Origin of the sequence: Streptomyces sp. HUAS ZL42 (genome assembly GCF_040782645.1) — a bacterium.
Classification (GTDB): Bacteria; Actinomycetota; Actinomycetes; order Streptomycetales; family Streptomycetaceae; genus Streptomyces.
This window is the reverse complement of the sequence record NZ_CP160403.1, coordinates 5,577,887-5,592,576: the sequence shown is the minus strand read 5'-3', so window position 1 is coordinate 5,592,576 and position 14,690 is coordinate 5,577,887. Positions and strand designations below refer to the sequence as shown.

Sequence of the window (14,690 nt, the reverse complement as noted above, 5' to 3'; positions counted from 1 at the left end):
TTTGGCCACGCCCTGAGGTACGCGATGGACCCAGAGTCGTACTCAGAAAGTTCTCAGTCGGCCCTTTCTACCACTCGGGACTGACAGCACACCGGCCCGGATCCGCCCCTGTTCCCAAGGGAGGACCGGGCCGTGATGCCCTCGTTACGCGCCTTCACGCCCCCTTCACGGGACGCGCGCGCCGCGACCTCGCGCCCCGCAACGCCTATGCGTCCTCGGCAAGTTCGAGCCAGCGCATCTCCAGCTCCTCGCGCTCCCCCGCCAACACGCGCAGCTCGGCGTCGAGTTCGGCCACCTTCGCGAACTCCGTCGCGTTCTCGGCGATCTGCGCGTGCAGCCTGGTCTCCTTCTCGGAGATCCTGTCCAACTGCCGCTCGATCCTCTGCAGCTCCTTCTTGGCGGCGCGCTGGTCTGCGGCGTTCTTCTCGGGCGCGGGCTTGGCCGCCACCGGAGCCGCGGCCGCCGCGGCCTCCTCCATGCGGTGCCGTCGCTCCAGGTACTCGTCGATGCCGCGCGGCAGCATCCGCAGCGTGGCGTCGCCGAGCAGGGCGAGGACCCGGTCCGTCGTCCGCTCGACGAAGAACCGGTCGTGGGAGATGACGATCATCGAGCCGGGCCAGCCGTCGAGGACGTCCTCGAGCTGGGTGAGGGTCTCGATGTCGAGGTCGTTGGTGGGCTCGTCGAGGAAGAGGACGTTCGGCTCGTCCATGAGCAGGCGCAGCAGCTGGAGCCGGCGCCGCTCACCGCCGGACAGGTCCCCCACCGGCGTCCACTGCTTCTCCTTGGTGAAACCGAACGTCTCGCACAACTGACCGGCGGTCATCTCCCGCCCCTTGCCGAGGTCGACGCGCTCGCGGACCCGCTGGACGGCTTCCAGGACCCGCAGGTTCGGGTCGAGTTCGCCGACCTCCTGGGAGAGGTAGGCGAGCTTGACGGTCTTGCCGACGCTGACGCGGCCTCCGGCGGGCTGCGTCTCACCCTCCGTCCGGGCGGCCTCGGCCATGGCCCGCAGCAGGGACGTCTTGCCCGCGCCGTTGACGCCGACGAGACCGATGCGGTCGCCGGGCCCGAGCTGCCACGTCACATGCTTGAGGAGCACCTTGGGGCCGGCCTGCACGGTGACGTCCTCGAGGTCGAAGACGGTCTTGCCGAGCCGTGAGGAGGCGAACTTCATCAGCTCGCTGCTGTCCCGGGGCGGCGGCACGTCCTTGATGAGCTCGTTGGCGGCCTCGACGCGGAAGCGGGGCTTGGACGTACGGGCGGGGGCGCCGCGCCGCAGCCAGGCCAGCTCCTTGCGGACGAGGTTCTGCCGCTTGGCCTCCTCCGTGGCGGCGATGCGCTCGCGCTCGGCGCGGGCGAAGACGTAGTCGGAGTAGCCGCCCTCGTACTCGTGCACCGCGCCGCGCTGCACGTCCCACATGCGGGTGCAGACCTGGTCGAGGAACCAGCGGTCGTGAGTGACGCAGACGAGCGCCGAGCGGCGGACCTGGAGGTGCCCGGCGAGCCAGGCGATGCCCTCGACGTCGAGGTGGTTGGTCGGCTCGTCGAGGACGATCAGGTCCTGCTCCTCGATGAGCAGCTTGGCCAGCGCGATACGGCGCCGCTCGCCGCCGGAGAGCGGGCCGATCACGGTGTCGAGGCCCTGGGGGAAGCCCGGCAGGTCGAGCCCGCCGAACAGGCCGGTCAGCACGTCCCGGATCTTGGCGTTGCCCGCCCACTCGTGGTCGGCCAGGTCCCGGATGACCTCGTGCCGGACGGTCGCCTCGGGATCGAGGGAGTCGTGCTGGGTGAGCACGCCCATCCGCAGCCCCCCGGAGTGCGTGACCCGCCCGGAGTCGGCCTCCTCCAGCTTGGCGAGCATCCGGATCAGCGTCGTCTTGCCGTCGCCGTTGCGGCCGACGACGCCGATCCGGTCCCCTTCGGACACGCCGAGCGAGATGCCGTCGAGGAGGGTACGGGTGCCGTACACCTTGCTGACGTTCTCGACATTGACCAGGTTGACGGCCATTTCACTCCTGCGCACGGGGACGGTCAGCCTCCCAGCCTAATGTGCGCGGGGAGGCTGACCGATCCGGCAGCTCAGGCCGGCCGATCCGGCAGCTCAGGCCGGCCGATCCGGCAGCTCAGCGGGAGGCGGCCGCGCGGACCTCGTTCAGCAGGTCGTACATCGTCTGGCCGGGGCACTCGGTCTGCAGCCAGTCGCGGTGGCCGCTCACCGTCGTCACGTCCTTGGTCACGCCGTTGACCGGGTTGACGTAGGTGATCTTCGCCTGCGGGTCCAGGCCCTTGAAGCGGGCGATCACCTTGATCAGCCGGGTCAGGGAGGCCTTGGCGGCGGCTGTCGGGCCCTGCTCGGTCAGGGTGCCGAGGAGGGCGATGCCCAGGTTGCCGGAGTTGAAGCCGGCGGTGTGGAAGGCGGTGACCACGTTGCCGTCGGGGTCGAAGGCGGGGATGCCGTCGTCGCCGGAGTAGCGGCCCTCGTAGACCGTGCCGGCCTCGTCGATCAGGAAGTGGTAGCCGATGTCGCCCCAGTCGAGGGTGACCGCGTGGTACTCGTAGATCGCCCGCACGGTCGCCGCCGGGTCCGGGTCGGCGTTGGGCCCGGCCGTGTGGTGGACCGTGATCGACTGCAACGGGTAGTACTTCTCGGGCGAGTTGCCATTGCCGTCCTTGTACCGCTTGGACTCGTCGGCGCCCCAGGCCGCGCGGCAGAGGTAGCGCACGCCCCGCACCCGGGTCGGCTCCGAGGGGACCTTGAAGGTGCGGTCCGGGCCGCCGGTGGTGTCGATGGCGAGCGAGCGCACGCCCGTCGCCCCGTCCGGCGCCTTCACCTCGTACGCCGTGGCGGCGCCGGACGCGATCAGCGCCGTACCGCCGTCGTCGACGGTCGCGCAGCCGCCGTCGAGGGTCTGCCAGGTGCCCGGGGAGGCCTCGCCGTCCGTGAAACGGATGCCCGCGCCGTCCTGTGCGCCGCTCCAGCGGACGCCGACGTAGGAGGTGGCGAAGGAGGTGGTCGCCGCACCGGTGCCGGTCGCGGCCTCCGTGCGGGTGGCGGGGAACTTCTCGGGCGTGGTGCCGGAGGTGTCGGCCGCGGTGTCACCGGAGTCGGTCGCGGCGAAGACCGCCGGGGTGACGGCGGCCCCGCCGGCCACGGCCGCGGCGGCGCCGATCACGCCGCGCCGGGAGAGGGACCGCTTCCTGCGGTGGGTGGGGGTGGGGGGTTCGGACACGAACGTGGCCCTTCCGCTGTGCACTTGACGGTGCGCCACACGGGGCGCTTGAAACATCAAGCGACCCTAGTGGTCCCACCCGCCCCATCCGTACTCCGAAAGGAGGACTTCCTTGTGGAGATCAGGCGAAGATCACCGTCGCGCCCGGCGCCGGACCCGACGCCGTGCGCACCGTCCGGCACGTCCCCGAGTCCCGCAGCGCCTCGGCCGCCTTCGCCGCTGCCTCGGGGTCCCTGGCGAGGAACGCCGTCGTCGGGCCCGAGCCGGAGACCAGCGCGGCGAGCGCACCGGCGGTGCGGCCCGCGGCGAGGGTGTCGGCGAGCTCCGGGAAGAGGGAAAGGGCGGCGGGCTGCAGGTCGTTGGAGACGGCGGAGGCGAGCGCGTCGGGGTCGCCCTTGGCGAGGGCGTCGAGGAGTTCGCGGGAGGCGACGGGCTCAGGGATGTCGAGCCCCTCGCCGAGCCGGTCGAACTCCCGGAACACTGCCGGCGTCGACAGGCCCCGCCCCGCCATCGCGAACACCCAGTGGAAGGTGCCGCCGACCTCAAGCGCCGTCAGCCTCTCCCCGCGGCCCGTCCCGAGTGCCGCCCCGCCGACCAGGCTGAACGGCACATCACTGCCCAACTCGGCGCAGATGTCGAGGAGTTCGTCCCGCGAGGCGCGCGTGCCCCACAGCGCGTCGCAGGCGACCAGCGCGCCCGCCCCGTCAGCGCTCCCGCCCGCCATGCCGCCGGCGACCGGGATGTCCTTGGCGATGTGGATGTGCACATCGGGCGTACGGCCGTACCGGCCGGCGAGGGCCTCGGCAGCGCGGGCCGCCAGGTTCGTACGGTCCAGGGGGACCTGGTCGGCGTCCGGTCCCGCGCAGGTCACGCGCAGCCCGTCCGGCGACGGGGTCACCGTGACCTCGTCGTACAGGCCGACCGCCAGAAAGACGTTGGCCAGGTCGTGGAAGCCGTCCGGGCGTGCGGCACCCACCGCGAGCTGGACATTGACCTTGGCGGGGACGCGTACGGTGACGCTCACTGGTGACCGGGCTCCTCGTTGTCGGCGTTCCGGGCGTTCTCGGCGATCCGCGCGAACTCCTCGACCGTCAGCGACTCCCCGCGCGCCTGCGGCGAGACCCCGGCCGCGACGAGGGCCGCCTCGGCCGCGGCGGCCGACCCGGCCCAACCGGCGAGCGCGGCCCGCAGGGTCTTGCGGCGCTGCGCGAAGGCCGCGTCGATGACGGCGAAGACCTCGCGCCTCGAGGCGGTCGTCTTGATCGGCTCCGCCCGGCGGACGAGGGAGACCAGCCCGCTGTCGACGTTGGGCGCCGGCCAGAAGACGTTGCGCCCGATGGCTCCGGCCCGCTTGACCTCGGCGTACCAGTTGGCCTTGACCGAGGGGACCCCGTACACCTTCGAGCCGGGGGCGGCGGCCAGCCGGTCGGCGACCTCGGACTGCACCATCACCAGCGTCCGTTCGATGCTCGGGAACGTCTCGAGCATGTGCAGCAGGACGGGTACGGCGACGTTGTACGGCAGGTTCGCGACCAGCGCGGTCGGCGCGGGGCCCGGCAGCTCGGCGACGTGCATCGCGTCGGAGTGCACGAGGGCGAACCGGTCGGCCCGCTGCGGCATCCGGGCCGCGATCGTGGCCGGGAGCGCGCCGGCCAGTACGTCGTCGATCTCGACGGCCGTGACCCTGTCGGCGACCTCCAGCAGCGCGAGGGTGAGCGAACCGAGCCCCGGGCCGACCTCGACGACCACGTCGTCGGGCCCGACGTCCGCGGTGCGCACGATACGGCGCACCGTGTTCGCGTCGATCACGAAGTTCTGGCCGCGCTGCTTGGTGGGGCGCACACCGAGGGCTGCCGCGAGTTCACGGACGTCGGCGGGCCCGAGAAGGGCGTCGGGGGTGGGGCTGCTCACGGCCATAAGGGTACGGGCTCGCAAACCGCGGGCATGCGTGCCGCCCGGGGGCGGCACGGGTGGGCGCGGGCGGCACCCCGCCGGCGCCCGGGTTGCGCGACCCACCTCCCGCACCGGCACAGGCCGGCCAGACAGCCGACGCTCACTCGGCCAACCGCGCCCCGCAATGCGGCCAAGGACCAGCCCCCCGCCGCATGTACAGCCTCTTCGCCCGATGCGTCTGCTCCGCCGCCGACGCATCCTCCGGCCGTCCCCGCCCCCCAAGGCTCTCCCAGGTCTGCGCGTCGAACTGGTACAAGCCCCCATACGTCCCCGAAGGATCCACCGCATCGGCCCGCCCACCCGACTCGCACTCCGCCAGCCCCTCCCAGTTCAGCTCGTCCACCTCCCGCCCCGACGTCGGCAACCGCTTCGTCCCCACCTTCACCACCTGCGCCCGCGGCTCCCGCACCACCTCGGTCCTCGTCCGCCGCGGCTTCTGCCCGACCCCGTTGACGGTGCGCAGGGCGTACGTGACCCGCCGCAGCCCCGGCTCCCCCGGCCGCTCGACGACCTCCGTCCCCCGGAACAGTGAGGAGTCGTCGGTCCGTTCCACGTCGAACGGGATCGGCTCCTCCCGGACCTCCCTCGCCCCCGTGATCCGCAGCACGGTGACGGTCTGCCCGTCGCGTGGGAAGCTTCCCGGCGCGACGGACGTGGTGTCCTGGCCGCGCAGGGTGATGCCGGCCTGCTCGACGGCCTCGCGGACGGTCGCCGCGTTGGTGCGGATGGTGCGCGCCCGGCCGTCTGCCATGATCGTCACCGCGCGCTCGGTCCGTACGTCGAGCGTGAGCCCCGCACGCCCGATGCTCAGGGAGCGCGCGACGGACACATACGCCCCCTCCGCACGCACCCCCAGTTCCTTGAGCGCCCCACCCACCGTGCGCGCGGTCGTCCACACCTCGCGCCGGTGCCCGTCCAGCGTGAGCCGTACGGGGCGCCCGTGGCGCACCGTCACCTCGTCGCCGCTGTCGAGTTCCGTGCCTGGGGCGGGTGTGACCGCGTCGTGCGCCCCCACTTCCACGCCCTGCTCCGCCAGCAGTTCGGTCACGTCGTCGGCGAAGGTGTGCAGCGTGCGCGGCTTCCCGTCGACGGTGAGCTCGATCGTCTTGTCCTTGGCGACGAACGCGGTGGTGCCGCCCGCGAGGAACGCGACGACCAGCGCCTGCGGCAGCAGACGGCGCACGGAACCCTCCACGCGCTCGGCGTACCGCACCTTGCGCCGGCGCGCACCCCGCCGCCCCACCCGGGGGCGCACCACCGGCGCCTGCGCCCGCTGCCACGGAAGCGCCGCATCCGGCACCTCGTACACGGACGCGTACGTGTCCTGGTGGGCAGGCATGTACGCGTCCTCGTAACCGGGTACGTACATGTCCCCGTGCGCATACGCGGGGCTCGACCACTGGCCGTACAGCTCGTACTGGGAGTTGCTCACGCCGACACGCTCCAGAGGTCCAGAGGGGCCCGGATCGGCCCGAGAACCTAGCGGAGATCGGTCACCCCCCAAAGCAACATGACTACGGGGAGTGACATGAGGGCCCGAGGTGACGAGCCTCGATCGTGATGCGTAAGTTACACATCACACACGGTCAGTAATCGAAGGCCCGGGCCGTGTTCGCCCCCAGCGCCGTCGCCAGCGCGTCCTCGTCGATGCCGCGCACGGCGGCCATGGCACGCACCGTGACCGGAATGAGATACGGGGCGTTGGGCCGTCCGCGGTACGGCACCGGCGTCAGGAAGGGCGCGTCCGTCTCCACCAGGACCAGCTCCAGAGGCGCCACCGCGAGTGCGTCGCGCAGGTTCTGGGCGTTCTTGAAGGTGACGTTGCCGGCGAAGGACATGAAGTATCCGGCGCCGGCACAGATCTCCGCCATCTCCGCGTCCCCCGAGTAGCAGTGGAACACCGTCCGCTCGGGAGCGCCCTCCTCCTTCAGGACGCGCAGCACGTCGGCGTGGGCGTCGCGGTCGTGGATGACGAGTGCCTTGCCGTGCCGCTTGGCGATCTCGATGTGGGCGCGGAAGGACTTCTCCTGGGCCGCCTTGCCCTCCGGGCCGGTGCGGAAGTAGTCGAGGCCCGTCTCGCCGACGCCCTTGACCTGGGGCAGCGCGGCCAGACGGTCGATCTCGGCGAGCGCCTCGTCGAGGCCGGCGTCGCCCGCCCGTCTCCCACCACCACCCTCAACCGAGGCCCTGCGGGCCGCCCCCTGGTTTCCCGGCTCGCGCGCTCCCTGCCGCGACCAGCCGTCGGGGTCGCCGTGCACGATGCGCGGGGCCTCGTTGGGATGCAGGGCGACCGTCGCGTGGACGGCGTCGTACCGAGCCGCGGTCTCGGCCGCCCACCGCGAGCCGGCCACGTCGCAGCCGACCTGCACGACCGTAGTGACCCCAACCGACGCAGCCTTGGCAAGAACTTCCTCGGCCGTGCCGGACTGTATGTCGAGGTGGGTGTGCGAGTCGGCGACCGGGACCCGGAGGGGTTCCGGGAGCGGCGGCGGGGCCGCGTTCTTCTCGGTGGGGCCGGAGGCGTTCGAAGGCATGCCCCGATCCTACGAAAGGGGCATGCCCTCACCGATCGCGGAGCGTGTCAGCTCGTCCTGCGCTGGAAGGGGTGCAGAAGGTCGGACAGGTGCCAGTGGTGCTGCTCCCTCGGCCGCTCCCGGGCCGACACGGGCGCCTCCACCGGCCCGGCCTGTGGTGCGCGGTGCTGGTGCCGGCGCTCCGCGCTGAGCACCGACGAGACCTGCCCGGCCCGCATGATGCGCACGACATGGCCGTCACAGTTCTGACACGCGGGGCGGCTCAACGGCGACGGCACGACGCGACCGTCGGCTACGTACATGACGAACTCCTGGCCCTGGGCGTCCGTGTGGTGCTCTATCTCGTAGGACTGCTCCCAGCCGTGCCCGCACCGCATGCAGGCGAAGGAGTACGACTCGTGGACGATGGCGGTCGCCGCGCTGCGAAGGCCGGTCTGCCCTGCGATCTCACTCATGCCAGCTCCTCTGGTCCGCTGGACACAGGGACGGTTGCGTCCCCTCAACCAGTGGACGCTTCCACCGGCGTGAACGCACCAGCCCTGTCGAGTGTTGGATCCGATTTGGACGTTCCTTGCCATACCGGCCTGCGCACCGGGTCCGGACTTTGCCTTTCGGGGAAGCGCTTTTGCCCGCCCGCGGGGCGCGCGCTCAGAGGAGATGCGCCCTGCTCAGAGGGGGTATGACCTACCTCACGCACCACTTTGCGAAGCGGCGTTCTTGTCCGCCACCACCGCGTCGAACACCACCCGCTTCGGCAGTCCGGCCTCCGTCGCCACCGCCGCGATCGCCTCCTTGCGCCGCTCCCCCGCCTCCTCGCGCACCCGTACCCGCCGCACCAGTTCCGCGGCGTCGAGCTCCTGCGGTCCCTGCTCCGCCGCCCCCTCGACGACGACGGTGATCTCACCCCGCACGCCGTCCGCGGCCCACTCCGCCAGCTCGCCCAGCGGGCCGCGCCTGACCTCCTCGTACGTCTTGGTCAGTTCACGGCAGACGGCGGCCCGCCGCTCCGCGCCGAACACCTCGGCCATCGCGGCGAGGGTGTCGTCGAGCCGGTGCGGGGCCTCGAAGTACACGAGCGTCCGGCGCTCCCGCGCCACCTCCCGAAGCCGCGACAGCCGCTCCCCCGCCTTCCGCGGCAGGAACCCCTCGAAGCAGAACCGGTCGACGGGCAGCCCGGACAGCGCGAGCGCGGTGAGCACGGCGGACGGGCCGGGCACCGCGGTGACGCGGACGTCCTTCTCGACGGCCGCGGCGACCAGCCGGTAGCCGGGGTCGGAGACGGACGGCATCCCGGCGTCGGTGACGAGCAGTACGCGCGCGCCGTTGACGAGCTCCTCGACCAGCTCCGGCGTACGGGCTGACTCGTTGCCCTCGAAGTACGACACGACGCGCCCCTTGGGCGTCACGCCCAGCGCCTGCGTCAGCCGCCGCAGCCGCCGCGTGTCCTCGGCGGCGACGACGTCCGCACCGGCCAGTTCCTCGGCGAGCCGGGGCGGGGCGTCCGCGATGTCGCCGATGGGGGTGCCCGCCAAAACAAGGGTTCCAGTCACACCCCCATCCTCCCAGGGGCCGGCGCCCTCCTGGAGACCGCCCGAACCGGTCGCATCCGGACCGGTCCCGCCCATGCACGGGACTCGCACAGAAGGGTTCCCTACGATGGCGCGGTGACCAGTACCGCGTCCTCCATGGACACCCGGCAGAGCCAGGCACCGCACGACCAGCGGCCTTCCTGGCAGCAGCGGCTGCGCCGTTTCGGATACACGGCGGCGCCCACCAGCGATGTCCGCGACCGGCTCGTGCCGCCGTACGCCGAGCCCAGCCCGCGGCTGTGGCAGGCGCTCGGGATCCCGCGGGCGGGCGCCGAGCGCATCGCGCGCTGGTCGGGCTGGGTCGGCCCGCTGCTGGTCACGCTGATGGCGGGTGTGATGCGGTTCTGGGACCTGGGCAACCCGAAGAAGGTGATATTCGACGAGACGTACTACGCCAAGGACGCCTGGGCGCTCGTCCACCGCGGCTTCGAGGTCAACTGGGACAAGAACGCCAACGACCTGATCCTTTCCTCGAACGGGCACGTGTCGATCCCGACGGACGCGGCGTACGTGGTGCACCCGCCGGTCGGCAAGTACGTCATCGGCCTCGGCGAGCTGATGTTCGGGTTCAACCCGTTCGGCTGGCGCTTCATGACGGCGCTTCTGGGGACGCTCTCGGTGCTGCTGCTGTGCCGCATCGGGCGCCGCCTGTTCCGCTCCACCTTCCTCGGCTGCCTGGCCGGCGCCCTCATGGCCGTCGACGGTCTGGCCTTCGTGATGAGCCGCACCTCGCTGCTCGACGGTGTGCTGATGTTCTTCGTGCTGGCCGCGTTCGGCTGCCTGGTCGTCGACCGGGACAAGGCGCGCGAGAAACTCGCGGCCGCGCTCGCGCCGGACGCGGACGGCCGCTACCGCCCCGACGCGCACGTGGCGGAGACCACCCGCTTCGGATGGCGCCCCTGGCGCTGGCTGGCGGGCCTGATGCTGGGCCTGGCCATCGGCACGAAATGGAACGGCCTGTACATCCTGGCCGCGTTCTGCGTGATGGCCGTCCTGTGGGACGTCGGCTCCCGCAAGGTGGCGGGCGCCCGCCACCCGTACTCGGCGGTCCTCAAGCGCGACCTGGGCTTCGCGTTCCTGGCGACGGTCCCGGTGGCGATCGTGACGTACGTCGTCTCCTGGACGGGCTGGATCCTCTCCTCGGACAACGGCTCCGGCGGCTACTACCGCAACTGGGCGGTCACCGACGGAAAGGGCAGCAGCTGGTCGTGGCTGTTCCCGGACTGGTGGCGCAGCCTGTGGCACTACGAGCACGAGGTGTACGAGTTCCACACCCACCTGACCTCGCCGCACAACTACCAGTCGAACCCGTGGAGCTGGCTCGTCCTCGGCCGCCCCGTGTCGTACTTCTACGAGTCCCCGTCGCCGGGCAAGGACGGCTGCCCCGTCGACGCGGGCGAGAAGTGCGCGCGCGAGGTCCTCGCGATCGGCACGCCGCTGCTGTGGTGGGTGGCCTGCTTCGCGGTCCTGTACGTCCTGTGGCGCTGGTTCTTCCGCCGCGACTGGCGCGCGGGTGCGATCGCCTGCGGCATCGCGGCCGGTTACCTGCCCTGGTTCATGTACCAGGAGCGCACGATCTTCCTCTTCTACGCCGTCGTCTTCCTGCCGTTCCTCTGCCTGGCGGTGGCCATGCTCCTCGGCGCGATCATCGGCCCCCCGGGCTCCACGGACACCCGCCGCGTCGCGGGCGCGACGGGAGCGGGCGTCCTGGTACTGCTGATCGCCTGGAACTTCATCTACTTCTGGCCCCTGTACACCGGCCAGGCGATCCCCATCGACCAGTGGCGGTCGCGGATGTGGCTGGATACCTGGGTCTGAGTCAGATCCCTGATCTCCCTTCGGCCAACTTCCGCAAACTCCCGTCACAGCAGACCCTCATCCCGCATACAGTGCGTGCAGGGTCTGCCTTCTGAACGCGTTCAAAAGGCGCGGGGAAGGCTCACGGGGAGGGATCGGAAGGATGCACAAGGGGGCAAAGGCCGCCATAGTCGGCACGGTGTTCGCCGTCATGGTGGGCGGGGCCGGGTACGGGGCCTTCAACATCGTGTCCGCTCTGAACGGGGACGGGGGATCCGGCGGCGGATCGGGCGGGGCGGCGGCGGCCAAGAAGACGGGGCCGCCCAGCAGTTCCGAGGTGAAGAAGGCGACGGCCGACTTCTTCGCGGCCTGGGAGAAGGCGAACGCGGCGACCGCGGCGTCGTACACCAACAACGCGCAGAAGGCGGAGCCGCTGCTGACGGCGTACAGCCAGGCCGCACACATCACCGGCGTGAAGATCACGCCCGGTACGGCCACCGGAGCCACCATGCCCTTCACGGTGAAGGCAACGGTGTCGTACGAGGGGAAGTCCAAGCCCCTCGCCTACAAGAGCCGGCTGACGGTGGTGCGCGGGGTGACCACCGGGCGGGCCCTGGTCGACTGGCAGCCGGCGATCGTCCACCCCGAGCTGCGGAACATGGACGACACGCTGGTCACCGGCGAGTCGGCGAGCCCGCCGATCGAGGCCGTGGATCGCAACGACCAGGTCCTCACCAAGGACGAGTACCCCTCCCTCGGGCCGATCCTCGACGAACTGCGCGCCAAGTACGGCGACACGGCGGGCGGCACGCCCGGTGTCGAGCTGGCGATCCACCACGCCGACCCCGAGACCGCCGACACCCCGCTGCTCACCCTCGCCGAGGGCAGGGCGGGGAAGTTGCGCACGACGCTCAGCGCGCGCGTGCAGGCAGCCGCGGAGAAGGCCGTGAAGAAGTACGCGGAGTCGTCGGTCGTGGCCGTGAAGCCCAGCACGGGCGAGGTGCTGGCCGTCGCCAACCACCGCAAGGACGGCTTCAACGCCGCGTTCCTGGGCAAGCTCGCGCCCGGATCCACGATGAAGATCCTCACCGCGGCCACGCTCATCGACAACGACATCACGACCGCCAACGGTCCCGCACCCTGCCCGCCGAACGCGATGTGGGAGGGCCAGACCTTCCACAACCTCAAGGACCTCGCCCCGGACGAGAACGCGACACTCTCCGACAGCTTCGCCCGCTCCTGCAACACGGCCTTCATCAAGTACACGGACGATCTGAAGACGGAGTCCCTGAGCGACGAGGCGCAGAACCGCTTCGGGCTCGGCAAGGACAACTGGAAGACCGGCATCCCCTCCTTCGACGGCTCGGTCCCGGCAGCGGGCGGCCCGGACAAGGCGGCCAACCTCATCGGCCAGGGCCAGGTCCAGATGAGCCCGCTGAACATGGCGTCGGTGACGGCGACCGCGATGACGGGCACCTTCCGCCAGCCGGTGATCGTGCCGCTGGGCCTCGACGACCGTGAACCGGCCAAGGCACAGGGCCTGGACGCGAGTACGGTCAGGCAACTGCGCGCGATGATGAACCGCACCGCGACCAGCGGCACCGCGGCCGGAGTGATGGCCGAACTCAGCGGCCGCATCGGCGCGAAGACCGGCTCCGCCGAGGTCGACGGGCAGTCGAAGTCCAACAGCTGGTTCACGGGCTACCGCAACGACATCGCCGCCGCGGCCATGGCCCAGGACGCCGGTCACGGCGTCGACGCGGCCGGGCCGATTGTCGCAGCCGTGCTACGAACCGGGGGCTGACGTCACCCGCGCGGGCCGGGACCCTACTCTGGTTGCCGTCGTTGGGGTTTGTGAGGGTAGCGAGGGCAGAGGGGCGTGGGGGCGCCCTGGGGACCGCAAAGGATCGTGGGAAGTGGGCAAGAGAAGGCGCGTCGCCGAGCGACGGAAGACGAGTCCCGCCGTGGTCGGCGGGATGATCGCCGTGGTCGTCGTCGGCGCCGGGTTCGGCGTCTACGCGCTGTACGGCGGCGGTGCGGCCGCCGACGACGGTTCGCGGGCCGCCTCGGGCGAGGTGCCCACGGTCAGGACCGGCAAGCCCTCGGCGTACGAGGTGGCGACCGTGTCCAAGCGGTTCCTCACCGCCTGGCAGCAGGGCAAGGTCGCGCAGGCGGCCGCCGTCACGGACGACTCCGCCGCTGCCACCGGCCTGCTGACCGGCTACTCCAAGGACGCCCACATCACGGGCGTCACCCTCACCGCCGGAACCCCGGCGGACGGCAAGGTCCCCTTCACCGTGAAGGGGACGGTGAAGTACAAGGACGTCAGCAAGCCGCTGACGTACACCAGCGCCCTCACCGTCGTCCGCAACACCAAGAACGGCAAGCCGCAGATCGCCTGGCACGCGTCGGTGGTCCACCCCGACCTGCAGGACGGCGACACCCTCGTCACCGGCGAGTCCGGCACGCCCCCGGTCACGGCGGTCGACCGCAACGGCGACGAGCTGACCGCCGAGAAGTACCCGTCCCTCGAACCGGTCCTGGACGGGCTGCGCGAGAAGTACGGCAAGACGGCGGGCGGCAAGGCGGGCGTCGAGCTGCGGGTGGTGCGCGGCAAGGCGTCGAAGGCGAAGAAGGCCTCCGACAAGACCCTCCTCGAGCTGAGCAAGGGCACGCCGGGCAAGGTGAAGACGACGCTGAGCCCGACCCTGCAGGCGGCCGCGGAGCAGCAGGTGGCCAGGACCGCCCGCGCGTCGGTCGTGGTGATCCGCCCGTCGACGGGCGAGATCCTGGCCGTCGCGAACACCAGCCACGGCTTCAACGTCGCGTTCAACGGCTCGCTGGCCCCCGGCTCCACGATGAAGGTCATCACGTCGTCGCTGCTGATCGAGAAGGGGCTGGCGTCGGCGGACGAGGAACATCCGTGCCCGAAGTTCTTCACGTACGGCGGCTGGAAGTTCCAGAACGACGACAAGTTCCAGATCAAGAACGGCACCTTCAAGGCGAGCTTCGCGCGCTCCTGCAACACGGCCTTCATCAGCCAGGCGCCCGAGCTCGAGAACAACGACCTGACCCAGCAGGCGCAGCAGGTCTTCGGTCTGTCGATGAACAACTGGGCGGTCGGCGTGCCGACCTTCGACGGCTCGGTGCCGGTGCAGTCGGCGGCCCAGATGGCGGCGTCCCTGATCGGTCAGGGCGGGGTGCGGATGAACCCGCTGAACATGGCGTCGGTGGCCGCGACCGTGAAGTCGGGCAGCTTCCACCAGCCGTACCTGGTCTCCCCGGACGTCGACCACCGCACGCTCGCCACCGCCTCGCGCACGATGTCCGCGTCCACGCTGTCCCAGCTGCGCGAACTGATGCAGTACACGGCCGCGTACGGCACTGCCGCGGAGGCCATGTCCGGCCTGGGCCCGAACTACGGAGCCAAGACGGGCTCGGCCGAGGTCGACGGCCAGTCCAAGCCCAACGGCTGGTTCACGGCGTACCGCGGTGACCTGGCGGCCGCCGGTGTCGTCCAGGCGGGCGGGCACGGCGGCGACACGGCGGGGCCGATCGTGGCGGCTGTGCTGCGGATGGGCGGCTGA

At 71.3% G+C, this 14,690-nt stretch carries 11 protein-coding genes; 3 read left to right on the top strand and 8 right to left on the bottom strand.

Annotated features, from left to right (window positions below; genetic code table 11):
• Window positions 1-205: 205 nt before the first annotated feature.
• The 8 genes from ABZO29_RS25795 to rsmI form a co-directional block, all read right to left on the bottom strand.
• Window positions 206-2,008 (bottom strand): ABC-F family ATP-binding cassette domain-containing protein, encoded by a 1,803-nt coding sequence (locus tag ABZO29_RS25795; RefSeq protein ID WP_367322552.1) that lies wholly within the window; start codon window positions 2,006-2,008, stop codon window positions 206-208.
• Window positions 2,009-2,123: 115 nt separating this feature from the next.
• Complete coding sequence (locus tag ABZO29_RS25790; RefSeq protein ID WP_367322551.1) at window positions 2,124-3,230, bottom strand: peptidoglycan recognition family protein; 1,107 nt, start codon at window positions 3,228-3,230, stop codon at window positions 2,124-2,126.
• A gap of 121 nt (window positions 3,231-3,351) precedes the next feature.
• Window positions 3,352-4,254: a 4-(cytidine 5'-diphospho)-2-C-methyl-D-erythritol kinase gene (locus tag ABZO29_RS25785; RefSeq protein ID WP_367322550.1), complete on the bottom strand. Its 903-nt coding sequence runs from the start codon at window positions 4,252-4,254 to the stop codon at window positions 3,352-3,354.
• Window positions 4,251-5,141: a 16S rRNA (adenine(1518)-N(6)/adenine(1519)-N(6))-dimethyltransferase RsmA gene (rsmA, locus tag ABZO29_RS25780; protein ID WP_367322549.1), complete on the bottom strand. Its 891-nt coding sequence runs from the start codon at window positions 5,139-5,141 to the stop codon at window positions 4,251-4,253. The genes ABZO29_RS25785 and rsmA overlap by 4 nt, the downstream gene beginning before the upstream one ends.
• 142 nt (window positions 5,142-5,283) lie before the next feature.
• Complete coding sequence (locus tag ABZO29_RS25775) at window positions 5,284-6,552, bottom strand: ubiquitin-like domain-containing protein (protein ID WP_367326245.1); 1,269 nt, start codon at window positions 6,550-6,552, stop codon at window positions 5,284-5,286.
• Window positions 6,553-6,769: 217 nt separating this feature from the next.
• Window positions 6,770-7,717, bottom strand: coding sequence for a TatD family hydrolase (locus ABZO29_RS25770; RefSeq protein ID WP_367322548.1), 948 nt, complete (start codon window positions 7,715-7,717; stop codon window positions 6,770-6,772).
• 47 nt (window positions 7,718-7,764) lie between these two features.
• A complete protein-coding gene (locus tag ABZO29_RS25765; protein WP_367322547.1) occupies window positions 7,765-8,172 on the bottom strand; it encodes a hypothetical protein in 408 nt (135 codons plus the stop codon).
• A gap of 234 nt (window positions 8,173-8,406) precedes the next feature.
• On the bottom strand, window positions 8,407-9,267 hold the full coding sequence (gene rsmI, locus ABZO29_RS25760) for a 16S rRNA (cytidine(1402)-2'-O)-methyltransferase (RefSeq protein WP_367322546.1): 861 nt from the start codon (window positions 9,265-9,267) through the stop codon (window positions 8,407-8,409).
• Window positions 9,268-9,381: 114 nt separating this feature from the next.
• On the opposite strand from rsmI, the gene ABZO29_RS25755 reads away from it, so the two are divergent.
• The 3 genes from ABZO29_RS25755 to ABZO29_RS25745 all read left to right on the top strand — a co-directional run bounded on the left by ABZO29_RS25755 (window position 9,382) and on the right by ABZO29_RS25745 (window position 14,690).
• On the top strand, window positions 9,382-11,124 hold the full coding sequence (locus ABZO29_RS25755) for a dolichyl-phosphate-mannose--protein mannosyltransferase (protein ID WP_367322545.1): 1,743 nt from the start codon (window positions 9,382-9,384) through the stop codon (window positions 11,122-11,124).
• Window positions 11,125-11,266: 142 nt separating this feature from the next.
• Window positions 11,267-12,907, top strand: coding sequence for a penicillin-binding transpeptidase domain-containing protein (locus ABZO29_RS25750; RefSeq protein ID WP_367322544.1), 1,641 nt, complete (start codon window positions 11,267-11,269; stop codon window positions 12,905-12,907).
• 112 nt (window positions 12,908-13,019) lie between these two features.
• Window positions 13,020-14,690: a penicillin-binding transpeptidase domain-containing protein gene (locus tag ABZO29_RS25745; protein ID WP_367322543.1), complete on the top strand. Its 1,671-nt coding sequence runs from the start codon at window positions 13,020-13,022 to the stop codon at window positions 14,688-14,690.

Bases quoted from the DNA above. Each gene is read 5' to 3' on its own strand.
- ABZO29_RS25795 (WP_367322552.1), bottom strand. From the start codon at position 2,008: ATGGCCGTCAACCTGGTCAATGTCGAGAACGTCAGCAAGGTGTACGGC.
- ABZO29_RS25775 (WP_367326245.1), bottom strand. From the start codon at position 6,552: ATGTACGTACCCGGTTACGAGGACGCGTACATGCCTGCCCACCAGGAC.
- ABZO29_RS25770 (WP_367322548.1), bottom strand. From the start codon at position 7,717: ATGCCTTCGAACGCCTCCGGCCCCACCGAGAAGAACGCGGCCCCGCCG.
- ABZO29_RS25765 (WP_367322547.1), bottom strand. From the start codon at position 8,172: ATGAGTGAGATCGCAGGGCAGACCGGCCTTCGCAGCGCGGCGACCGCC.
- ABZO29_RS25750 (WP_367322544.1), top strand. From the start codon at position 11,267: ATGCACAAGGGGGCAAAGGCCGCCATAGTCGGCACGGTGTTCGCCGTC.